This is a genomic window from Acinetobacter sp. ANC 3903 (genome assembly GCF_002135315.1).
GTDB lineage: Bacteria > Pseudomonadota > Gammaproteobacteria > Pseudomonadales > Moraxellaceae > Acinetobacter.
Genome location: NZ_NEGA01000004.1, coordinates 53,800 through 75,842 on the forward strand (window position 1 = coordinate 53,800; position 22,043 = coordinate 75,842).

Annotated in this window: 18 protein-coding genes, 2 tRNA genes and 3 pseudogenes; 10 read left to right on the top strand and 13 right to left on the bottom strand. The window is 41.2% G+C overall.

Going from position 1 to position 22,043, the window contains the following annotated elements; all coding sequences use genetic code 11:
- The first annotated feature begins 86 nt into the window (after window positions 1-86).
- Window positions 87-176: transfer RNA gene (locus B9T29_RS03820), tRNA-Ser, on the top strand.
- A gap of 301 nt (window positions 177-477) precedes the next feature.
- Here B9T29_RS03820 and B9T29_RS03825 read toward each other — a convergent pair.
- The 3 genes from B9T29_RS03825 to B9T29_RS16715 form a co-directional block, all read right to left on the bottom strand.
- Complete coding sequence (locus B9T29_RS03825; RefSeq protein WP_086174651.1) at window positions 478-735, bottom strand: hypothetical protein; 258 nt, start codon at window positions 733-735, stop codon at window positions 478-480.
- Between the two features lie 137 nt (window positions 736-872).
- Window positions 873-1,064, bottom strand: coding sequence for a hypothetical protein (locus tag B9T29_RS03830; protein WP_086174652.1), 192 nt, complete (start codon window positions 1,062-1,064; stop codon window positions 873-875).
- A gap of 65 nt (window positions 1,065-1,129) precedes the next feature.
- A complete protein-coding gene (locus B9T29_RS16715; RefSeq protein ID WP_265733359.1) occupies window positions 1,130-1,264 on the bottom strand; it encodes a hypothetical protein in 135 nt (44 codons plus the stop codon).
- A 183-nt stretch (window positions 1,265-1,447) separates the two neighbouring features.
- Here B9T29_RS16715 and B9T29_RS03835 point away from each other — a divergent pair, with 183 nt between their 5' ends.
- Window positions 1,448-1,675 (top strand): hypothetical protein, encoded by a 228-nt coding sequence (locus B9T29_RS03835; protein ID WP_086174653.1) that lies wholly within the window; start codon window positions 1,448-1,450, stop codon window positions 1,673-1,675.
- Between the two features lie 140 nt (window positions 1,676-1,815).
- Window positions 1,816-1,891: transfer RNA gene (locus B9T29_RS03840), tRNA-Thr, on the top strand.
- 86 nt (window positions 1,892-1,977) lie between these two features.
- On the opposite strand, the gene B9T29_RS03845 is transcribed toward B9T29_RS03840, so the two are convergent.
- The 3 genes from B9T29_RS03845 to B9T29_RS03855 form a co-directional block, all read right to left on the bottom strand.
- Window positions 1,978-2,799 (bottom strand): SAM-dependent methyltransferase, encoded by an 822-nt coding sequence (locus tag B9T29_RS03845; protein ID WP_086174654.1) that lies wholly within the window; start codon window positions 2,797-2,799, stop codon window positions 1,978-1,980.
- Window positions 2,800-2,802: 3 nt separating this feature from the next.
- The gene (locus B9T29_RS03850) at window positions 2,803-4,101 is read right to left on the bottom strand and encodes an FAD-dependent oxidoreductase (RefSeq protein ID WP_213033295.1); all 1,299 of its coding nucleotides are present in this window, start codon (window positions 4,099-4,101) and stop codon (window positions 2,803-2,805) included.
- Window positions 4,102-4,529: 428 nt separating this feature from the next.
- Entirely contained in the window at window positions 4,530-5,417 is an 888-nt protein-coding gene (locus B9T29_RS03855) for a pirin family protein (protein WP_086174655.1), read from the bottom strand.
- Between the two features lie 313 nt (window positions 5,418-5,730).
- Between B9T29_RS03855 and ycaC the strand changes: the two genes are divergently transcribed.
- Together ycaC and B9T29_RS03865 are read left to right on the top strand one after the other, a co-directional pair.
- Window positions 5,731-6,357, top strand: coding sequence for an isochorismate family cysteine hydrolase YcaC (gene ycaC / locus B9T29_RS03860; protein WP_086174656.1), 627 nt, complete (start codon window positions 5,731-5,733; stop codon window positions 6,355-6,357).
- Between the two features lie 124 nt (window positions 6,358-6,481).
- Window positions 6,482-7,405 carry a LysR substrate-binding domain-containing protein gene (locus tag B9T29_RS03865; protein WP_086174657.1) on the top strand — a complete coding sequence of 308 codons (924 nt, stop codon included), beginning with the start codon at window positions 6,482-6,484 and terminating at the stop codon, window positions 7,403-7,405.
- A gap of 75 nt (window positions 7,406-7,480) precedes the next feature.
- On the opposite strand, the gene ahpC is transcribed toward B9T29_RS03865, so the two are convergent.
- Complete coding sequence (gene ahpC, locus B9T29_RS03870; protein WP_086174658.1) at window positions 7,481-8,044, bottom strand: alkyl hydroperoxide reductase subunit C; 564 nt, start codon at window positions 8,042-8,044, stop codon at window positions 7,481-7,483.
- Window positions 8,045-8,292: 248 nt separating this feature from the next.
- Between ahpC and B9T29_RS03875 the strand changes: the two are divergent.
- Window positions 8,293-8,756, top strand: a pseudogene (locus B9T29_RS03875) (hotdog fold domain-containing protein).
- A gap of 78 nt (window positions 8,757-8,834) precedes the next feature.
- Here the strand turns inward: B9T29_RS03875 and ssb are convergent.
- The 3 genes from ssb to B9T29_RS03890 form a co-directional block, all read right to left on the bottom strand.
- On the bottom strand, window positions 8,835-9,428 hold the full coding sequence (gene ssb, locus B9T29_RS03880) for a single-stranded DNA-binding protein (RefSeq protein ID WP_086174659.1): 594 nt from the start codon (window positions 9,426-9,428) through the stop codon (window positions 8,835-8,837).
- 51 nt (window positions 9,429-9,479) lie between these two features.
- Entirely contained in the window at window positions 9,480-10,844 is a 1,365-nt protein-coding gene (locus B9T29_RS03885) for an MFS transporter (RefSeq protein ID WP_086174660.1), read from the bottom strand.
- Between the two features lie 151 nt (window positions 10,845-10,995).
- Window positions 10,996-12,081: a DUF475 domain-containing protein gene (locus tag B9T29_RS03890; RefSeq protein ID WP_086174661.1), complete on the bottom strand. Its 1,086-nt coding sequence runs from the start codon at window positions 12,079-12,081 to the stop codon at window positions 10,996-10,998.
- A gap of 237 nt (window positions 12,082-12,318) precedes the next feature.
- Between B9T29_RS03890 and tenA the strand changes: the two genes are divergently transcribed.
- Window positions 12,319-12,993: a thiaminase II gene (gene tenA, locus B9T29_RS03895; RefSeq protein WP_086174662.1), complete on the top strand. Its 675-nt coding sequence runs from the start codon at window positions 12,319-12,321 to the stop codon at window positions 12,991-12,993.
- 148 nt (window positions 12,994-13,141) lie between these two features.
- Here the strand turns inward: tenA and B9T29_RS03900 are convergent.
- Together B9T29_RS03900 and B9T29_RS03905 are read right to left on the bottom strand one after the other, a co-directional pair.
- A pseudogene (locus tag B9T29_RS03900) lies at window positions 13,142-13,483 on the bottom strand (GlpM family protein).
- A 60-nt stretch (window positions 13,484-13,543) separates the two neighbouring features.
- Window positions 13,544-13,897, bottom strand: a complete 354-nt coding sequence (locus tag B9T29_RS03905; RefSeq protein WP_086174780.1) for a DUF1304 domain-containing protein — start codon at window positions 13,895-13,897, stop codon at window positions 13,544-13,546.
- Window positions 13,898-14,143: 246 nt separating this feature from the next.
- On the opposite strand from B9T29_RS03905, the gene uvrA reads away from it, so the two are divergent.
- Window positions 14,144-16,975, top strand: coding sequence for an excinuclease ABC subunit UvrA (gene uvrA, locus B9T29_RS03910; protein ID WP_086174663.1), 2,832 nt, complete (start codon window positions 14,144-14,146; stop codon window positions 16,973-16,975).
- 111 nt (window positions 16,976-17,086) lie between these two features.
- Window positions 17,087-17,931, top strand: a pseudogene (locus B9T29_RS03915) (AbiJ-NTD4 domain-containing protein).
- A gap of 18 nt (window positions 17,932-17,949) precedes the next feature.
- On the opposite strand, the gene B9T29_RS03920 reads toward B9T29_RS03915, so the two are convergent.
- Window positions 17,950-19,650 carry a GGDEF domain-containing protein gene (locus B9T29_RS03920; RefSeq protein ID WP_086174664.1) on the bottom strand — a complete coding sequence of 567 codons (1,701 nt, stop codon included), beginning with the start codon at window positions 19,648-19,650 and terminating at the stop codon, window positions 17,950-17,952.
- Window positions 19,651-21,022: 1,372 nt separating this feature from the next.
- On the opposite strand from B9T29_RS03920, the gene omp33-36 reads away from it, so the two are divergent.
- A complete protein-coding gene (gene omp33-36, locus B9T29_RS03925; protein WP_086174665.1) occupies window positions 21,023-21,898 on the top strand; it encodes a porin Omp33-36 in 876 nt (291 codons plus the stop codon).
- The last annotated feature ends 145 nt before the right edge of the window (window positions 21,899-22,043 follow it).

Here is a 22,043-nt window from a genome sequence, read left to right on the forward strand (position 1 = left end):
TGATATCACTGAGCAAAAACTTTTGCTCTAAATCAATTGTTTCAACTTGGCAGAAGGGCTTTTTTTCGCTATTATCGCGGCGCAATGGTGAGGTGTCCGAGTGGCTGAAGGAGCACGCCTGGAAAGTGTGTATACGTTTGCGCGTATCGAGGGTTCGAATCCCTCTCTCACCGCCAAATTCGAAAGAACTGCAATCCAAAGCAGTGAAAAAAGGCTTAAACTATAATGGTTTAGGCCTTTTTTATCGTATACCATTCAGCAAAAATACCCAGCGGTTCTAAAACCGTGAAAATAAACTGGGAAAAATCGTCAAGATTGAAGTTTTTATATTCTCTACTGCGACTTAATAAGCTCAGACCAAGCTAACGGGTGTCACATTAGGCAGCCAATTTCGCCTCTATATAATTTATATTTAAAAATGATTTAAACAGAAAAGAACTGAGCAACAGACGGTTTATATTTACTGCTTTTGAAGCCTTATTTATCTTCAAAATATTTCTGGCATCCCTGAAAAAACGCCTCGTTGAAATTCATGGACGGATCATCTTTATCATCATCGCATTGATCTACAGATTTAAGATTGTCTTGTGCATAGCGATAGCCATAGTATTGCTCTGTACCCTCCTCAAAGCCACCAAATTCCTGTTCTTTGTTGGACTGAAAATACAGCAATGCAGCAATGGCGATAAACATAAGTACCACGACAGTACTGATCATTCTGGTCCGTTTTGTCATCTTATATATTCTCCTTAAGCCTATTGACCTATTGATAAGCACCCCTCATCCGGGCACTTTGCCAGAAAAAAATCACTTATCGCTACCGATGAAATGATAAGAATGGGATTCCTCATTCAAGACCCACAGAAGATCCTTTATTTCTGTTGTCTGATTGGATTTTCAGGCTGTTCATCCGGATTTTTTTGCGGATTGGCTGTCCCGATATGCTGGTCGGGTTGGTCCGGTTGAGGGTTGGGTGGATTAGGGTGTTTCTGCTGATCAGGATGTTGAATTAAAGGAACAGGCTGTTTTTGCTGATCTGGTTGTGAATTATCTTGTTCAGTCATGTTTATCTATCCTGTGTATTGCCATTGATCACTGCGCTACATCAGCATTAATCTACGCCTTAAATTTAATCTTCCAACTCCAGCCATGTTTCAATTTCCATCATTGTAAATGTAATATCTCTAGATGATTGATCTGCAACAAACGCGATGAAATCAGCTTCACATTGATTACCAAAAGCCTGCAAAGTCTGATCTTTCATTAACATCTCACCTAAATGGCACAATTACTGCACGTTATTATTTCAAGCTCACAAGGTAAAAAAACTGTCGAGATATGATCATATAAATGCAATATTTCTATGATAACAATCATATAACAGAGCCTTAAGTCGACCTGTAACAGCACATTGAACACATAGAAAAACTGCTATTCGGGAGTAGATATGAATACCAGCAATAATTATGTCAAACAAATCAAGAATGCTAAACGTGGTGGTTATACTCCAACGATTGCCAAGGATATGAATAAACATAAAATTCAAAAAGCGATTCGACTCATTGAACAGTGGCGAAAGCTTGCCAATGAACTTAAACCACAAATGCAAATCGATATGGCTTTAACCCTGGAAGAATGTGCACAAGACCTGGATCAGATTTTAAGGAGCAAATAACCGATTCAATGACAAAAGCACATGAAGGTAAATAGCGGATGTAGAGGATGACTGAGAATTTCCAAATCCATTCACCAAATCCAACCGCTCATTTTTTGGCTTGCGTTTTCAAAAAAAATCGCTATTATTCTCTGCACGTTGCCGGCATAGCTCAGTTGGTAGAGCAACTGACTTGTAATCAGTAGGTCCACAGTTCGAATCCGTGTGCCGGCACCATTTTATACTTAGCCTCGCTTTTTAGTGAGGCTTTGTTGTTTTTAGATGATTACTTTTAAAACCTAGAATATTCAATAGCCAATTTTTTAGGGTTTGTGCGCCGTGATTTGCACATATTTGACCAGACCATCTACATACAGCTTATGACAGAGCTTTGCGGTCATGCGAATTTTAAAGGCATCCAGACCTGTACTTTGCTGGGGTAATTGCTGAATGTAATTTGCAAAGCCCTGCAAAACGGCAGGCGATAAATCCCGAATGGTTATATCGGTAAAATCATGCTGCCGGAATGTCTGTTCTAATGCCGATACCGTCATTAAATCATCTAAATGCACATCGGCAGCTTTTAACAACCATTTATATTTCTGCTTTTGCACTGCGCTTAAATTCAGCCATTGCTCAGACAACATTAAATAATGCATACCCAAGCGGCCTTTTGAATTTAAAATACTCTCCACTGAATCAAGAAATGAATTTAAATTGCAATGATAAGTAGCATCAATACATAGCACCACATCAAAGTGCTGCTTGAAAGGAATCTGTTTTAAATTTAAAAAGGATTGCTGATAGATGGCTGCAAGTTGCGGAAGATGCTGTTGAATTTGCTGCACGCAGCTGGATTGTAACTCTACTGCTTCAATATGCCGAACCTGATAGTGCTGTTGCCAGTGCAGCAGACTTGCCCCCTGCCCGCAGCCTAGATCCAGCAAACAATCATTTGCATTTAAAGCGACCGCTTGCGCCAATTGATCTGCCAACTGGGCACAAGCTTCTGGATAAGACAACGTTGCATCATCCCAATAACCCAGATTACTCCAGGCGAGTACGGCATCATCCCCTAACTGTTTTGCATTAATTGCATATTTATGTTTTGGAAACTGCTGACGAATCGCTTGAAGCCATTTCATGTTTTAGTAGCCGAGTTGTGGGGCAACCTCAACTTTAGGTTTTAATCCAACAAACGGCAATGGGGCATTAAGAATTTCCGCAATATTCATTGCTGAAGTCACTGCCGATTCTAAAAGTGGTAAACCATCACAAGACCAAGAGCCACAATAGTACACTTTACGGTTTAGATCTTTATGACGGGCTTGCAGCTCTTTATTTAAAGCCACTGTTTGTGAGTCCACCACAGCACGGGTTAAGGTCACGGATGAAATGATTTTTTTCGGGTCAATATCAGTTACCGGTTGCCAGGTTTGAAATACCGGCGATTTGCCGACCAAGCTTGGCTCAACCGAATTCAGCCATACGGTAAACTGTTGACGGGTAAATTTACGGTCCATCATATAACTGAGCACCGCCCAATCTTTACGTTTAGGTGGCATGACGGTCTGGTCGGTATGAATCACCAATTGACCCTGTTCAAATTTGAATTGCTTTAACAGTATAATATCGTCTGCAAATTGTTCATTATTTAAAAATGTTTCAATTTTATTGGTCGGTGTCGCCACAATGACACGATCAAAAATGCGTTGCTCACCCGACGCATTTTCAACTACAACCCCCTGTTCTTGTTCTTTGACCTGGGTAATGGCAGAAGTATTATGAATTTCAATGCCTTCAATCAGCTTGTCGACCAGTGCCGGTGTCCCGCCCTGTAGACGTAACAAAGTATCGCCATCGGTCAATTGACGCAAGAACATCAATAAAGGTTTTGCAGGCCATTCGCCAATGGTTTTCGGATTACAGGTACAAATGGTATAAAGCACTGGCATCACTGCGCCATGCCAGAACACTTCTTCAATATCATTATTATTAATAAATTCAGCCAGAGTAATATCCTGGTTCTTTGATTTGAAGAATCGGGTGATGGCCGCTTTCAGTTGCAGCATGCCTTTTACCAGGCGCCAACCGTATTGTTGCAGTCCTTTCCGGTTATTAATAATCGGGAAATTACCAATGCGACTACGCGAAGTGGTCAGCCAGGTTTCAGTACGGTCTTCAAACAACCAGCTGCATGCCATATAAGTGCGTACAGGAAAGGTTTTGATTCCCAAGTAAGTTGCCAGACTGAGGGTATTTTGCCACAAATGCGGATTCATGACGCGCAAAGGTGCATCAATTAAGCCGCCTTCGAATTCAATGCTATGGCTATCCATACCACGACCCGGTAGAGCTTCAAAAATAGTGATGCTATGCCCTGCATCTTTAAGAATTCTTGCAGTAGCTAGCCCAGCCATGCCACTACCAATAACTGCAATATCCAAAATTATTATCCGTCAGTTACACATATGATTCTTGAAATTATGAACCAAGCGAGATTAAAAGGGGGTATTAAAATATTCCAGAATATGTTTTTTTAACAAAAGTCATCATAATTGGAATTAGAAATTTTTCTTACATTTATTTACACAACAAATAACATAAAATAAATTCAATGTATTATTAAAATTTACAATATTAACAGATAAAACTGTTTAAAAAAGCATATATATATTAACCAATATTATAACGATCATTTTACAAAACCCAAAAATATCACTATGATGCATCACATAATAATTGGACTAGCATATCCACTTTTAACCACCTATAACTATGCAAATGCTGTAAAAACAAGAAAATTTATTTCGCAAAAAGCCCCTAAAAATTTAGGGGCTTCTTTATTTTTCGAGTGACCAATGAATAGCTAAAATTAACTGGCAACCGGAATCTCACCAAACTTGCCGCTATTAAAGTCGTTAAAGGCTTGAACGATCTCATCTTTGCTATTCATCACAAAGGGACCATAGCCCTGAATTGGCTCATTCAAAGGTTGGCCGGTGAGCAGCAAAAATTTGCTGTCTTTAATCGCTTCCAGTTGAATATCGGCTTCACCATCTTGAGCAAACATGACAATAGAACTGTCTTGCACATGCTGCGTTCCGTTCAACTGCATTTCACCTGACAGCACCACCAGCAGCACATTGTGGTCGACCGGCACATGAATATGCTGCACATGCTCTGCCTTGAGTTCGCCATCCCAGACATTCACAGGACTATGGGTTGCAGCGGGACCAACATGCTCTGCCTGATCGTTTATATAGCGGCCGGCAATTACCCGGATATGTCCTGCGCCCTGTTCCAGCTCAATCACAGGAATATCTTTTGCTGCAATGGCCTGATATTTGGGTGCAGTCATTTTGTCCGCTGCCGGCAAATTCACCCAAAGCTGGACCATTTCAAACAGGCCACCATTTTTAGCAAAATCTGGTGAATGAAACTCTTCATGTACCAAACCTGCACCGGCAGTCATCCATTGCACATCGCCACTTTGAATGGTGCCACCACCGCCAGCTGAATCTTTGTGGCTGACTTCGCCTTGATAGGCAATGGTGACTGTTTCAAAACCGCGATGCGGATGCGAACCGACACCGTGCTGCTGCGTCGTTGGGCTAAAATGGTAGGGTGCTGCATAGTCCAAAAGTAAAAATGGACTGATCGCCTGGCCTAAACGGTCGTAGGAAAACAGGTTCTTAACCGGAAAGCCATCACCCACCCAATGCATGTTCTGGTTACGGTAAACGCCAATAACTTTTTTCATCTCAAACTCCTATATTCTCGATAGGATGAACATGAGCTTATATTAGTGCGTTCATTGTTCTGAATATATAGCGACCTCAATACACAGTGTCCCATGAATAAGACAAAATGACTTTATAGAATAATCATCAAGTTTAAATATTTAAAATAAAGGCTCATCTTTATAAATTATCCTGTTTTCATGATTAATCTTCTCGTAATCAACACTTCTATTGTCCCATTTTCACACTTAGCATAAGAAATATCATGACATCACCACACTGTTATTTTCGGTTGATGTCAGTATGCTTTTCATCACAGTGAGGAATAGAAAAATGGGCAAACCCTATGTTCGTTTAGATAAAAATAATGCAGCAGTTTTATTAGTCGATCATCAAACTGGATTGCTTTCACTGGTGCGTGACATCGATCCTGACAAATTTAAAAATAACGTACTGGCACTTGCCGCAGCTGCCAAATATTTCAATCTTCCGACCATTTTAACCACCAGTTTTGAACAGGGCCCCAATGGTCCACTGGTTCCTGAACTGAAGGAGATGTTCCCGGACGCACCGTATATTGCCCGCCCAGGTCAAATTAATGCCTGGGACAATGAAGACTTTGTTAAAGCAGTTAAAGCAACAGGCAAAAAGCAGCTGATTATTGCCGGTGTGGTGACCGAAGTCTGCGTGGCTTTCCCTGCACTTTCAGCGCTTGAAGAAGATTTTGAAGTTTTTGTGATTACCGATGCATCCGGCACCTTTAACCATTTAACCCGTGATTCTGCCTGGGACCGCATGTCCAACGCCGGTGCGCAACTGATGACCTGGTTTGGCGCTGCCTGTGAATTGCACCGTGACTGGCGTAATGACATTGAAGGTTTGGGTACTTTGTTCTCGAATCACATTCCTGATTATCGCAACCTGATCAACAGCTATAACCAGCACAGTGGTCAAAAATAATCATGGTCTTTTAAAATAAGAGGTCTTCGGATCGCTTTCTTGTTTTTGCAGTTTTATCCTATCGTTTATCCGTTTGATTTTCAGATAGAATGATAAGAATCTAACCCTGTTCTGAGCATGATGTATGCATTCATTTGATGATTATTATTACTTTTTCCTGGTGGTCAAACACGGCGGATTTAGTGCAGCAAGTGAAGCCAGCAATATCACCAAATCAAAACTCAGCCGCCGCATTTTAGACCTGGAAAGCCAGTTTAATGTCAGCCTGATTCAACGCTCCACCCGTCATTTCAAGGTGACTGCTCTGGGACAGGAATTTTATCAGGAATGTTGCAAGGTCATTGCTCAGGTCGAATGTGCCAATAATGTCTTGCTGAAACAAAAAAGTGAGCCACAAGGCCTGATTAAAATCAGCTGTCCTGCGCTAATGATGCAGTTTCAGGTACGAACTTTGCTCAATCAATTTTTAAAAGATTATCCCAAAGTCCAGATTGAACTGGAGCTGACCAGCCGCCGTGTCGATCTGCTGCATGATGATATCGACCTAGCGATTCGTACCAATTTTCAGGCCAATGAAGATTCCAGTTTAATTGTCCGTGACGTGATTAAAACCACGCACTGTCTGGTGGCCAGTCCGGAACTGCTACAAGGACGACAAATCCAGCATTTCACCGAATTGCATGAATTTCCGAGTATTGTGCTCGGCACGCAAAAATCACAATATTACTGGCATTTTCACAATCGCGAACATGATGAAGCCATAGATATTCCACTACAGCCCCGCATCAAAAGCAATGATCTGGAAGGAGTCTACTATGCCGTATGTGATGGCTTAGGCATTGCCGACTTGCCCTATTTGGCGGTTGAACAGGATATCAAGCAAGGCAAGCTAATTCATGTGTTACCGGAATGGTGTTCGAATTTAGGTACAGTACAGCTGGTTTATGCTTCGCGTAAAGGACAACGTCTGGTGATGGAAAAGCTGATTGATTACCTGATTGAAGGTTTAAGGGATTTAGCCAAAGATCACCCCGGCTATAGGCCTTAATTTGCAAACCACAGATATAAAAAATCCAGAACCGAAGTCCTAGATTTTTTTGAAGGAAATCATCTCAATATGAGATTAGATTTTACCGATCAGGTCGATTGAAGGAGCAAGGGTTGCATCGCCTTCTTTCCATTTAGCCGGACAAACTTCCCCGGGGTGCGCATGTACATATTGTGCTGCTTTAACCTTGCGTAGAAGTTCTTGCGCATCACGACCAATACCGCCAGCGTTAATTTCGATAATCTGGATCTTGCCTTCCGGGTCAATCACGAAAGTACCACGGTCAGCCAGGCCTTCAGCTTCGATTAACACTTCAAAGTTTTTCGCCAAAGTCCAGGTTGGGTCGCCGACCATTGCATACTGGATTTTTTTGATCTCGTCTGAAGAATCGTGCCAAGCTTTGTGGGTGAAATGGGTATCTGTAGATACTGAATAAATTTCTACGCCCATTTTCTGGAATTCAGCATAGTTATCTGCCAAATCACCGAGTTCTGTTGGACAAACGAAAGTGAAATCTGCAGGATAGAAGAACACCACCGACCATTTCCCGACCATGTCTTGTTCAGACACTTGAATGAATTCGCCATTCTTATAAGCAGTTGCGTTGAATGGTTTCACTGCAGTATTGATTAAACTCATGAGATATTCCTCTAGCTCGTTTCTGGGATTGCTTATCTTGTGAAGCTAGAATACGAAAGATCATCAAATAGGTAAAACCGTACTTTTTTATAAAAATTATCGGATTTTTAGATCAATTAATTCTATCCTGTTTCACTGTTTAATTGCTGTATCCGATTTAAGAATAAGAGCGAAACTGTGCAATGGATTGCCAGGCGGCATCAATCAATGCCTGCTTATATGCGCTTGGAGTGGTAGTGACAATTCTCATGAGCCAAGCCCTAAAAATATGGAAAGCTTTAGAAAATAAACCGGCAGGCAAATGGACATTCTCGAAAATGCTGTGCTTAAAAGCCCCTTATTTCAGCAGTATTTCTCCGCTGTTTGAAAGACTAAAACCGGAATACTGCGAAATCAAGATGAAAAAGCACCGCGCTGTGCTGAATCATCTGGGCACGGTACATGCTATTGCCATGTGCAATATGGCAGAGCTTGCCGGAGGAACCATGACCGATGCCACCGTACCTGCTACTCATCGCTGGATTCCCAAAGGCATGCAGGTGGAATATCTGAAAAAGCCAACACCGATTTAATTGCAGTTGCCACACCGTTGCAAGCCCATTTCCCGTGGAATGCAGGCAGTAACTACCTAGTGCAGGTTGAAGTCAAAGACACGGCTCAGGACGTTGTATTTCGTGCCGTCATCACCATGTGGGTTTCTGCCAAGAAATAAAAATTACTGATCATTTACCCATTAAAAAACCCTCCGCAATGGGAGGGTTTTGAAGACGATTTACCGTTTTAATTGCGATTAGAATGGTAGATCATCATCTAAATCTGCCGGTGCAGCCGCTGCTGGCGCTGGTGCAGGCTGTTGTTTTGGCGCAAAACCACCTGGGTTGTTGTTGCCATAGCCACTACTCTGATTGTTTTGGTTGTTGTAACCACCTTGGTTAGCACCACCATAACCGCCTTGGTTATTGTTATTATTGTTATAGCCGCCACCTTGGTTATTGTTAAAACGAGGTTGGTTAAAACCGCCGTTGTCTGCACCTTGTTCACCTTGCTGACGGTTGCTGTCCAGCATTTGCATTTGTTCACCACGAATTTCCGTAGTGTAACGTTCTTGACCGCTTTGATCTGTCCACTGACGCGTACGCAATGAACCTTCAATATAAACTTTAGAACCCTTACGTAGATATTGCTGTGCAATTTCACCTAGGCGGTTATGTAACACAATACGATGCCACTCAGTTTGCTCTTTACGCTCACCGGTATTTTTGTCAGTCCACGAATCACTCGTTGCAATCGAAAACTGAGTAAGAGAACCACCATTTGGAAAGGTTTTTGTTTCAGGATCTTTACCTAAAGTTCCAACTAAAATAACTTTATTAACACCACGCATCAGACGTACACTTCCTATTTATTTCTGTATTTTACTTTATAAGAGTTATGCTTAAATGGCTACCTCTTTACCCAACAACTGCGTTAAATCTTGTCGCGCAGCTTCATCTATAAGCTGTTTATCAATTTTAACATAAGCAAATTGCTGATCGGGCATTACCACAACCTCTTCAATACCACGAATTGCCAAAAGTTGAGAAGTCCACTCATCCGTTTGTTTCGTCTCTGGTAAAGGCAATACCAATGAGGAAAGATAACGAGGCTGGGCCAAACCAAAGCTGATCAATAACCAGACAATTGCGAGTGCTGCCAAGATACTCCAACCCATTGAAGTATTATTTAGTAACAAGAGTTGACCACCAATCATGCCACCAAAAAATGCACCTAGAAACTGGCTGCTGGCATTGACACCCATCGCAGTTGCCTTGGACTGAATCGGTGCAGATTTGGATAGCCATGAAGGCAATAAAGCTTCCATCACGTTAAAAGCAATAAAGAAGAATCCCAAACCTAGCAGTAAAATATATTTGGACTCATAACCGAAAATCAGTACCAGCAAGCCTAAAATAATCCCGCCAATCGCAGTCAGGAAAATACCGCGCATTTTGCGATATTTTTCCGCCAAAATAATACTCGGGAAGGCAAAAAATAAGCTAATGATCAGTAGTGGCAAATACACCAGACCATGACTGGCCAATGGAATATCGGCAAACTGAATCAGTTGCGATGGCATATAAATAAACATCGCGGTCAGCAATAAATGCAGCGCAAATACCGAAACATGCAGACGGTTTAAATCGCCCATTTTCAATACCTGTTTCAGTTGCGCGAGATAACCTTGCTGGTAATTTTTATGATGACGGGTCACTTTCGGAACCAAAAGCAACATCGAGATTGCTGCCAGTCCCATAATGGTCGTGACCCAAAACAGGCCGGAAATTCCCACCAGACTGGTCAGCCAAGGCCCCAGACTGAAGGCCACCATAAAGGACACACCAATACTCATACCCATCACAGCCATGGCTTTACTACGCTGTTCTTCACGGGTCACATCGGCCAAAAGTGCCATCACCACTGCTGAAACTGCACCACCACCGGCAATGGCACGCCCTACAATTACGCCATAAATGGTTTCAGACATTGCGGCAATTGCACCACCCAGTGCAAACAGCAACAAGCCCAGAATGACCAGAGGCTTACGGCTAAAGCGGTCTGCCAGCAAACTAAATGGAATTTGTAAAATGGCCTGAGTTAAACCATACACCCCAACCGCCAAACCAATCAGCGCAGGTGTAGCCCCTTGATATGACTGTCCTGCTACTGAAAATACAGGAATAATCATGAACAGGCCCAACATACGCAGTGCAAAAATACTGCTTAAGGCAAAGGTTGAACGGCGTTCTAAAGCATTCATCATATCAATTGGCTTGGATCTATAAGTTTCATTTCGATGGATTATCCTACAACATTCATTGTTACAGATGCTGATTTATTCAGGAATGAACCACCATAAAAAAAGGGCACATTTTCATGCGCCCCCTATTGTACTCGGTTTTCTTAAAAAACGATTAACCGATTCGTTCTTGACGTTTGCTATATTGAATGGAGGCAATGACTGCCCACACAATAAAGGCTACACCAATTAAACCGGTGACCACTTCAGGCACATGCACACCAGTACCGCTGGCTAGCATAATCAGGGCCAAGGCACCAATCGCATAATGTGCACCATGCTCAAGGTAAACGTAGGCATCCAATGTACCTTTCTCTACCAGGTAAATAGTCATGGAACGCACGAACATCGCACCAATCGCAAGACCGAGCATAATGATTACAACGTCTGAAGTAATGGCAAAAGCACCGATTACACCATCAAAACTGAACGATGCATCCAGCACTTCCAGATAAATAAAACCGCCAAAACCGGCTTTAATCACGCCTGTTGCAGCGCCACTGGCATCGTGACCGACCGCATTGCCCTGTTCATCAATTTCAGGTTCACCGCCTAACAGGTGGCTCAGTACTTGAACCCCAATGTAGACCACAATCCCCCAGATACCGGCCATCGTTACGGCTAGACGTGTGGCTTGTTCTACATTTGCTGCCATGATCAGCAAGCCAATTAAAGCCAGGAATACTGACATTGCAGGTACGTTGGCCAGATTGGATAAACGCGCTTCCAACCATCTGAACCAGTGGGTATCTTTTTCACTATCCAGGAAGAAATTCAGGAACACCAGTAACAGGAATGAGCCACCAAAGGCTGCAATTTCCGCATGATGAGCCATCAGCTTTTCAGAATAACTAATCGGATCATTCAGCGCCATACTGACCACTTCCATCATGCCCATGTCCGCAGTCACGGCAACAATTACAATTGGGAAGACTAAACGCATACCAAATACGGCAATGATGATCCCAACCGTCAAGAAAATCATTTTCCAGAAATGATTCCAGCCTCTGAGTACAGAGGCATTCACCACGGCATTATCGAAAGAAAGCGATACTTCCATCACGGCCAGGATGGCAGTAATGGTCAGTGCTGTGAGCATGGTCTTGACACCTGCTTCCGGGCCATGCGTAAAGCCCCAATATGCAGATATAGCCAGACACACGATCGTAAAAATGATTGAGAAACCAAAATGTTTCATCATGATAGATCGACCTATAAATAGAGATTTATACCGAGTGAATTCGGTAAAACTTACAAAAAGTACTTAAGATTTTATGCGCATAATTATGACGGCTTTTTGATATTAAGCCAAAGTTCTTCGTATGATTTTTTTTGGGTACAAATACACTATTTTTTTTGCTGCATATCTTGAGCTGAAAACTCTTGTTATAGTCCCGCTTTCTGTAAATTCTTCTTTTAATATCGACAGGATGATGACATGAGCTTTTCTCAAGATGTATGGCAGCGAAATTTAGCTTTATATCAAAAAACTTTAGCCTTGCCATTTAACCAGCAACTTGCACAAGGGACTTTGAGCAAAGACGTTTTTAGTCATTATGTCATTCAGGATGCGCATTATTTACTGACTTATGGTCGTGCACTGGCAGTTTGTGCTGCAAAAGCCTTTACTGCTGAGGATGTGATGCAGTTTGCTGATGCTGCAAAAATTGCCATTGTGGTTGAACGCAGCCTGCATGCTGACTTTATGCAGGAATTTTCCATCAGCGAAGCAGAGTTTAGAACCACGCCACTGACCTTGGCATGCCATCACTACACTTCATTTTTAACGGCCATGGCCTGGTCAGAAAGTTATCCAGTGGTTCTGGCTGCATTACTGCCCTGTTTCTGGATTTATGCGGAAGTAGGTAAAGCCATTGTCCAACATTCCATTCCCAACAATCCCTATCAGGCCTGGATTGACACCTATGCAGGTGAAGAATTTAATCAGGCGGTAGCTCAGGTGATTGCCACCATTGATAAAGTCGCGGCACGTTGTGATGCAGATACTTTAGAGAAAATGCATCATGCCTATACCACAGCGGCCAAACTGGAATGGCTGTTCTGGGATAGTGCCTATGATCAACGACAATGGTTGGGTTTGGATCAGGCATAAGCCCGAAGAAATGAGTTGTTCCCATCTATTTTGAACAGGGAAAACGTATCGCAAAATGATTTTTATCTGCCCTTAGCCTCCTGATCTAAAAGACTAAGCTTTTCAATCTCCTCCCTTTTTTAAAGGGAGGTTGGGAGGGATTTCTTCTTTATTGCTGAAACATCTGCCAGCCATAAATCAGCCCTGCCGCAGCCACAATCCAGCATAGAGTCGCTATACCTAGGCACGACCACATCGATATCTTGGTTGCCAATACATAAACTATCAACAGCTAGAAGGCATAGGGAATCAAAGACCACAAACCGAATAAAGCGGTTTTCTGTAAAGCTGCCGCACCCTGCTGCTGTGACACAATCACATGGGCAATCAGGGCAAAAGTCGGAAATAACGGTACCAAACCTGCAATATAAAACGCTTTACTCTTGGAAAGTATCGAAATCAGCAGCACCACGACAGCACCCAAGATACACTTCAAAAATAAAGACAACATATGCAAATAGATCCAACAAGCAAAGGTTTGATGCCATGAATTCTATGCCAATCTGTCCATTTACAGGACATTTAACACAATCAAGGCAAGCAGTGCCGGCAATGCCTGAATATAAATAATTTTTTTACTTGCAGTAAGACCGCCATAAATCCCAGCAACCAGCACACAGCCCAAAAAGAAATTCGCCAGTGCCGCAGCATAGCTTGCAGGCGCAAGTAGCGACCAGATCAGTCCTGCCACTAAAAAGCCATTATACAGACCCTGATTTTGTGCCAGCACTTTGGTGAGTTTTGCCTTTTCCGCAGTATTGCCAAAAGCTTTCATGCCTGGGGGCTTATCCCACAAAAACATTTCTAAAATTAAAATATAGAGATGCAACACTGCAATCAGGGCAATAAGAATTTGTGCAATCATCATGAGATTTCCATTTTTTATTCTTTAAAGGATATTTTGCATTTTAACGAGGAATCGCTCGAAATACTGAATTTCAATATCTAAATGTATGACTTGCAGGTGCAGAGAAAGACCATTCCCATGCTTTCAGTTTAAATCCTTGAGTAGCCCGACACAGACTGACGTTTTATTTTCATTAAATAAAGCTTGAACATTTTTCATGCGCTATCATATATACGTTTTTGATGAATTTTCTAGGATCATTGCATGAGCCAAAGTCACATCCGTATTCGAGGTGCACGTACCCACAACCTAAAAAATGTGTCTCTCGATATTCCACGCGACAAGTTTGTGGTGATTACGGGGCTTTCGGGTTCAGGTAAATCATCCCTTGCCTTTGATACCTTATATGCCGAAGGTCAACGCCGTTATGTGGAATCACTTTCTGCCTATGCACGCCAGTTCCTTTCGCAAATGGAAAAACCTGAAGTCGACTCGATTGAAGGCCTAAGTCCTGCGATTGCCATCGAGCAGAAATCGACCAGCCACAACCCGCGTTCAACTGTGGGAACAATCACGGAAATTTACGACTATTTACGTCTGTTGTATGCACGCGTCGGTACACCCTATTGTCCTGAGCATGATTTGCCCATGGTGGCACAAACCGTTTCAGAAATGGTGGATGCAGTTAAAACTCTGGAAGAAGGCACAGCCTTGATGCTACTTGCGCCAGTGGTGCGTGAGCGTAAAGGCGAATACAACAACCTGTTTGAACAGCTGCAAAGTCAGGGCTTTGTCCGTGCCCGTGTAGATGGCGAAATTATTGAAATTGATACGCCGCCAGAACTGGACAAAAAGAAAAAGCACACCATTGAAGTGGTGGTCGACCGCTTTAAAGTGCGTGATGACTTGGGCAATCGCATCGCCGAATCATTTGAAACTGCGCTGCGTTTAGGTGGCGATATTGCCATTTTGGCATGGATGAAGGGTGAGCAACCTGAACGGGTCTTCTCTGCCAAGCACTCCTGCCCTGAATGTGACCGTGCAGTTGCAGAACTGGAACCACGCCTGTTCTCATTCAATAATCCCTTTGGCGCCTGCCCGGTCTGTGATGGTTTAGGTACGCGTAGCCATTTCAGTGCAGAAAAGCTGATTCCCAATGCTGAAGTTTCGATTAGCCAAGGTGCGATTCGTGGCTGGGACAGACAGCGTCCCTATTACTACAGCATGATTGAAAAAGTCGCAGCGCATTTTGGCTTTTCTTTGGATACGCCGTGGAATGAGTTAGATGCCGACACCAAAAAGAAATTCCTTTACGGAACCGGTAAAGACAAAGTTGATTTAAGTTATATCGATGAGCGTGGTCGTCAGCATAAACGTGTGCAACCTTTTGAAGGAATTTTGCCACATCTGGAGCGTCGCTACCGTGAAACTGAATCGAATTATGTCCGTGATGATTTAGCACAATATTTATCCAATGCTGCCTGTGATGCCTGTGGCGGTTCACGTCTGAATGAAATTTCACGTAACGTCCGGGTTAAAGACAAAACCATCGCGCAGATTACCAAAATGTCGATTGGTGATGCCGAAAGTTACTATCAGGATTTAAACCTTGAAGGTGCCAAAGGTGAAATTGCCGACAAGATTTTCAAGGAAATCCGTGAACGTCTGCACTTCCTTGTTTCAGTGGGTTTGAATTATCTCAGCCTTTCCCGCTCTGCTGAAACCTTGTCTGGCGGTGAGGCACAGCGTATCCGTCTAGCTTCGCAAATTGGTGCCGGTTTGATGGGGGTGATGTATGTCCTCGATGAACCATCGATTGGCCTGCATCAACGTGATAATGACCGTCTGCTTGAAACTCTGGTTCGCCTGCGTGACTTAGGCAATACAGTTTTAGTGGTCGAGCATGATGAAGATGCGATTCGAGCAGCCGATCATATTATTGATATTGGACCGGGTGCTGGTGTGCATGGCGGTCATATTATTGCCGAAGGCACCTATGAAGAAATTTTGGCAAATCCTGAATCGCTTACAGGCAAATATCTTTCAGGCAAATTAAAAATTAAAGTGCCTGAAGTTCGCACGCAACCGCCAAAACCTGAAGAAAAAATCAAGTTGATGGGCGCTGCAGGTCATAACTTACAGAATGTCGATTTGACCATTCCTTTAGGCATTATGACCTGTGTGACGGGCGTTTCAGGTTCAGGTAAATCCACACTGATTAACCGTACCCTGTTACCGCTTGCCGCGACGCAATTGAATGGTGCAACCACTTTAACTGCTGAAAAGTTTGATTCGATTGATGGCTTGCAATTCCTCGATAAAGTCGTCGATATTGACCAAAGTCCGATTGGACGTACGCCACGTTCTAACCCTGCGACCTATACAGGTTTGTTCACCCCGATTCGTGAATTGTTTGCACAAACGCCTGAAGCCAAAGCTCGTGGTTATGCCGCGGGTCGTTTCTCGTTTAACGTGAAAGGTGGACGTTGTGAAGCCTGTGAAGGCGACGGCATGATTAAGGTTGCCATGCATTTCCTGCCCGATATGTATGTGCCTTGCGATGCCTGTCATGGCGACCGTTATAACCGCGAAACTTTGGAAGTGGGTTATAAAGGTAAAAACATTTCTGATGTTTTAGGCATGACTGTTGAAGATGCCATGCATTTCTTTGATGCCATCCCTGTCATTCACCGCCGTTTAGAAACCTTAACCCAAGTGGGCCTCGGTTATATCCGTTTAGGTCAATCTGCGACTACCCTTTCAGGTGGTGAAGCACAACGTGTGAAACTGGCACGTGAGTTGGCGAAGCGTGATACGGGTAAAACCTTATATATTTTGGATGAACCGACTACAGGTCTGCATTTCCATGACATTGCCAAGCTGCTCGACATTCTGCATCAGCTGCGCGACAAGGGTAATACCATTGTGGTGATTGAGCATAATCTGGATGTGATTAAAACTGCCGACTGGGTGATTGACCTGGGTCCTGAAGGCGGTGCCGGTGGCGGGATGATTATTGCTGAAGGTACGCCGGAAGAAGTGGTGAAATCTAAGGTTTCACATACTGCGAAGTTCTTGAAGCCGTTGTTGAAATAAATAATCTCCCCTAACCCCTCTTTAAAAAGAGGGGAATTCCCTCCTTTGAAAAAGGAGGGTTAGGGAGGATTAAAAAAGCATAAATAGAAAATTAGATTTACTGGGGATAGAATGCGGTTTTCTGAAATAAATGGATATAAGCCAGTTCGTGAAATTATTCAAAAAGAGTCCATGGATGATGCTTTACTTAACAGATTATGGAATATCATAATTTTTTATATTTTTAATAAATATGAAAAAAATTAAAACTTCAAATAAATTCACCTATACGTGATAGCAATCTAAATTCATTTTTTGCACATTTTTATCACTCTCATTTGAAATCTAGAGTTGACCAAATTCCCGACGAACTCATAATTTGTCTGAATGAAATTGAGTCACTATTTTTTGAAGAATACCATTGGTATGAAATTTATGATTTTTTCGAATTTTGCATAGAAAATTATCCTTTTGAAGAGCTTCAAGGGGAATTTATAAAAGATATAAATAAAATTTTAGAGGAAGAAAACTCTGCCTATCGAGTGATAAACAATAAAATTACAGAAATAATATCCGAACAAGAAATCCAGTCTATTGAAGAAGCTTTCAAAAATACAAATCAATATTCAGGTGTTCAGCAACATTTGAATCAAGCTTTAAAACTGATGTCAGATCGTCATAAACCAGACTATCGAAATTCAATTAAAGAATCGATTAGTGCTGTAGAATCTATCTGCAAAATTGTCACTAATGAAGATAAAGCAACACTTGGAAAGGCACTAAAAATCATTGAAGATAAACATGGATTACATGCATCATTAAAAGGTAGCTTAAGTCAACTTTATGGCTATACTTCTGATGCGGATGGTATTCGCCATGCCATGCTAGAAGAACCAAATCTAAGTTATATCGATGCCAAATTTATGTTGGTTGCCTGCACCAATTTTATTAATTATTTAATTGAGAAAACTAAATAAATAGAGGGTGAAACTACATCACCCCGCGACTTTATTCTTGCCATTTTCCTTGGCCTGAAACAAAGACTTATCGGCTTTTTCCAGCAATGCCATCCACGATGCTGCCCCTACCGCAACGCCGGCACTGACAGAAACATGGATATTCTGGTTCAGTTCAGCGATATACAGTTCAGAACTGCTAACTTCTTGAAGAATTTTATTCGCAACAACCCAAGCATCCTCAAAAGTAGTTTGCTCAATTAAAACCAAAAATTCATCACCACCATAACGAACCACTAAATCTGAAATGCGTACATTAAATTGTAATTTTTCTGCAATCAGTTTAATCACTTCATCACCGACAATATGCCCAAAAGTGTCATTCACATGCTTAAAATCATCCACATCGAAGATGATTAAACCGGTTTGCTTAAATTGATTCGGCTTATGCTCCAGATAACGAATATATTCATCCAAAGCTAAACGGTTAGACACCCCGGTCAAAGTATCCGTATTGGCAATATTTCTGAGCTGAAATTCCAGCGCATCCCGCTGCTGTAGCACTCGCTTTAAGTCTTTAAGGGCATCCAATAACGTGACTGGCTCAGCAAATTGTTCCCGCTCAGTCTCTATAACCTGATGCTGTGCCAGATGAATAATGGTATTTCTGGCTTTAATTAAAGGTATAAAAACATGATTCCGCGCATAGATCATGGTAAAAATAACTGTGACCAAACAAATCAGTGCCACCAATAAAATTAAAATTAATTTTTGCTGGGCTTGTTCCTTCTGGGTTTGAGCCACCTGCACACTGTAATCCAAAACATAGTTTTGAAGATTAACCACCGTTACAAATTTATCGACCATTGCCTCTGTGAGTTGTGTACCAGTCAATGAGTACGCCTGATTGTGTATACTTTCATTCATCAGGCGAGCAACAATTGGAATGCCTTGATCTAAAAATTGTGCTTTTACTTGCTGATATAAAGCTGAATATTTTGGAATCTTACCTTGTTCAGGTAGTACCGTATTGACCAGCTCCCATAAATAATTGGCCTGATATTGCGTCTGTAACGACCGGGCCAAATTATCCTCAGGAATTTTTTCATTAAATGTGACCGCGGCCATAACATTCGATGCAGTGCGACCCGCCTGATCACGCAAATCTGCCAGAATTAAAATCAATGTGTAGTAGTCCGAAACCGAAGTTCCTTTAGCTTCAGCATGTTCCACGACTTGATGTAAAATTTCATCACAGCTATCCCAAGCCTTAAACATTTGCTGAATAGCCTGGTCCAGCTGTTTTGCACTACGCGCAGAGCTTGGTAAAGCACCATAAGCATCGACTGCATTACGACCCTGTACCAAAGTCACTTTTAAATGGGAAGATAATGCCTGAGCCTGAACAATAAAACCTGCTGCATTTAAAATTGCACGAGTTTGCTCAATCTGCAAATCGACTTCTTTTCGATAAACCTCTAATTCTTTTATATTTGCTTCAAGTTCGTCGGCATTGCTCGACATCACCTTATTGGCCGGTGCCCGTTCCCGGGAAACCTTATTGGCTAAATCTGCCACCGCACGAAGCGCAGAAATTTCAGTTAAGGCACGATCTGCTTTCTGATAGCTGTGATAGCTACTGACAATTAAAGGAACAGATAAAAACAAAAGAGACAGTGCGATAATGATCATCGACCAAAACAGTCGCCGGCTGATATGTTCCGAGCGTAATTTATACATAAATTAATTACTCACCATACATACCAAATGACCTATGATCATACTCAAATTATATATAAATATATTACACGATTTTGATCTAAAAAGAGTTAAAAATTAATCAACATTTTCAAATATTCCCATCCTATCAACCACTTACAATATTTTTTCAAATACAAGTTAAAAAAATCTAAATTCTTTACTAAAGCTTTAAAGTCCAGTGCATATTTGTAGGGTTTCAACTTCATTTTTATTCTTTCCCCAGATAGTAGCAAACCGCTTTTCATTGAGTGCAGTTAAAAACTTTGAATATCTATAAATTGCAGTTAAGCAAGCCATTTAAATAGAAAATTCTGTTTCACTTAAAGATCTCAACAAAATAATGCAGGACTATTTCTATGAAGGCCCCCAATTTATATTGTTTAAATTACATACTTATATAAATATTGCTACTTGCCTGATAAGAAAATATTTACATATGCCACAAATAGGTGCATAATGCACCACATTAGGGCAAATTAAATATATTCCTCAGCAGATTTTTTAATTTTCCCGAAAATTTTGGCGAAAAACCCCAGTTTTCTTTGAAAATTGGGGTTTTTTATGGGTGAAGCTTAATAAACACCCTAAAAACAATCATATTTTTGCATCATATTTGTGCATTATAATTTCATCTATGATGGAATTTTAAAAATTACGATCTCATGGCTAAAAATAAGCTTTAGCTATCGTTTATTATTTTCCATTACTGGTTCTGTTTGATCTCAAAAGCAACTGAAATATTTTTTTTAAACAAAAAAAACCCAACCTTGGGGAAAGTTGGGCGTATAAAACAAAAACTTGTTTATGGAGAATCAGATCATCATCACATTATTTCAATGTAGTATGAATTGATAGAGATATTATGTTGAAAATATTAAAATAAGTAAAGCCTATTAAAGCACTATGATTTGAAATTCATCACAATAATGGAATATTTATGTTAAATAAATCACAAAATAAAAAGATCCGATGGTTGTTTATTAAACAAAAAATCACTTTTATGTGATTTTTATTGTTGGAATCGGGTGAATATTTAAAATTCAATGAATAGTTCACATAATAAAAATACATTTAAATTGAATTTTACGATAATTAATAGAATATTAATCCAATTTTACATTGTAAAACATCTATTGATTTTGCTTCTTCTTAAAAAGGTAATTTTAAAAAAATTCATATTTATTTGTTCTGAAAACATTTTTTAAAAAAAAATCATTTGTATGTTTTTTGTACCTAAATCATTTAGAGCAATAACTCAACAAAATAATGTCCTTTTAGTTCATTGACTTAATGTTTTGTTACAATACAATGCTTACTGTTTAATCCATTTTTAACAGAACTGGTAATTATTATGAAAAAACTCGGTTTAGCCACTGCTTTATTATTAGCCATGACCGGTGCGCAAGCATATCAAGTAGAAGTACAAGGTCAATCTGAGTACATCGACACCACAGCAAATGACAAAGATTTCACCGGTGGTTTGCAAGGCACTTATTACCTTAAAGATGTTGACTCTTCTAAAGGCCCATTGGCTGAAGCAGCTTTCTTAAACCAAGCATCTAACGTATCTGTTGCTTATAATTACGGCGAGTTAGGTTCAAACGGTATCGACGTTGTCGCTCATAACTATGGCGTTAAAGCTGAAGCTTATGTGCCAACTCAAGTTGTGCCTGTATATGCTAGCGCTTCTTATAGCCACACAATTTTAGACAGCAAAAATAATAACGCCACTGATAATCAGGGCGATCGTTATGCCTTAGAACTTGGTGCATTTGCTGCGCCTAATTTCTTGGTTGCAGTAGGTTATACGAGTGTTGCTGATCAAACGGCTCTTGATGCATTCAATGTCATGGCTAATGGCGTTGCTAAATCAGTTGGTGAAACTGCTACGATCGATCAAGATCAAGATGCAATCACTGCACGTACTAAATACGTAGGCGCAATTGATGGTACGAACATGTCAATCGGTTTTGAGTCTGGTTTAGTGTATGGTGAAGATACTGCTTACAACCTAGGTACAACTCTTTTTGTTACACCTAAGTTAAGCGTTGGCGCATCTTATATGGAATCTAGCTTCACTGGTTCTCCAGACAAAGCTTGGGGTGCGAACGTAAATTACTTCATCACTCCTGCTGTTGCAGTTGGTGCTTCTTATGTAAATGCAAATGCAGAACAAGTTGCACTTGACACTCAAACTGTTGGCGTAAACGCTAAATTCCGCTTCTAATTCAGTTTAGAAAACGAATCAAAAAGGACGCACATTGCGTCCTTTTTGATTTTAGGCATGGATTTAATGTCAAAACCACAATTGCCAGATAGATAAAAAATTACCCCTTAAAATAAATAAAAATCCCAAAGCATACAAATACATG

Excerpts from the sequence above, each read along its gene's own strand:
- B9T29_RS03825 (WP_086174651.1), bottom strand. The coding sequence starts at position 735 with ATGACAAAACGGACCAGAATGATCAGTACTGTCGTGGTACTTATGTTT.
- B9T29_RS03830 (WP_086174652.1), bottom strand. The coding sequence starts at position 1,064 with ATGACTGAACAAGATAATTCACAACCAGATCAGCAAAAACAGCCTGTT.
- B9T29_RS16715 (WP_265733359.1), bottom strand. The coding sequence starts at position 1,264 with ATGAAAGATCAGACTTTGCAGGCTTTTGGTAATCAATGTGAAGCTGAT.
- B9T29_RS03835 (WP_086174653.1), top strand. The coding sequence starts at position 1,448 with ATGAATACCAGCAATAATTATGTCAAACAAATCAAGAATGCTAAACGT.
- B9T29_RS03845 (WP_086174654.1), bottom strand. The coding sequence starts at position 2,799 with ATGAAATGGCTTCAAGCGATTCGTCAGCAGTTTCCAAAACATAAATAT.
- B9T29_RS03855 (WP_086174655.1), bottom strand. The coding sequence starts at position 5,417 with ATGAAAAAAGTTATTGGCGTTTACCGTAACCAGAACATGCATTGGGTG.
- ycaC (WP_086174656.1), top strand. The coding sequence starts at position 5,731 with ATGGGCAAACCCTATGTTCGTTTAGATAAAAATAATGCAGCAGTTTTA.
- B9T29_RS03865 (WP_086174657.1), top strand. The coding sequence starts at position 6,482 with ATGCATTCATTTGATGATTATTATTACTTTTTCCTGGTGGTCAAACAC.
- ahpC (WP_086174658.1), bottom strand. The coding sequence starts at position 8,044 with ATGAGTTTAATCAATACTGCAGTGAAACCATTCAACGCAACTGCTTAT.
- ssb (WP_086174659.1), bottom strand. The coding sequence starts at position 9,428 with ATGCGTGGTGTTAATAAAGTTATTTTAGTTGGAACTTTAGGTAAAGAT.
- B9T29_RS03885 (WP_086174660.1), bottom strand. The coding sequence starts at position 10,844 with ATGATGAATGCTTTAGAACGCCGTTCAACCTTTGCCTTAAGCAGTATT.
- B9T29_RS03890 (WP_086174661.1), bottom strand. The coding sequence starts at position 12,081 with ATGATGAAACATTTTGGTTTCTCAATCATTTTTACGATCGTGTGTCTG.
- tenA (WP_086174662.1), top strand. The coding sequence starts at position 12,319 with ATGAGCTTTTCTCAAGATGTATGGCAGCGAAATTTAGCTTTATATCAA.
- B9T29_RS03905 (WP_086174780.1), bottom strand. The coding sequence starts at position 13,897 with ATGATTGCACAAATTCTTATTGCCCTGATTGCAGTGTTGCATCTCTAT.
- uvrA (WP_086174663.1), top strand. The coding sequence starts at position 14,144 with ATGAGCCAAAGTCACATCCGTATTCGAGGTGCACGTACCCACAACCTA.
- B9T29_RS03920 (WP_086174664.1), bottom strand. The coding sequence starts at position 19,650 with ATGTATAAATTACGCTCGGAACATATCAGCCGGCGACTGTTTTGGTCG.
- omp33-36 (WP_086174665.1), top strand. The coding sequence starts at position 21,023 with ATGAAAAAACTCGGTTTAGCCACTGCTTTATTATTAGCCATGACCGGT.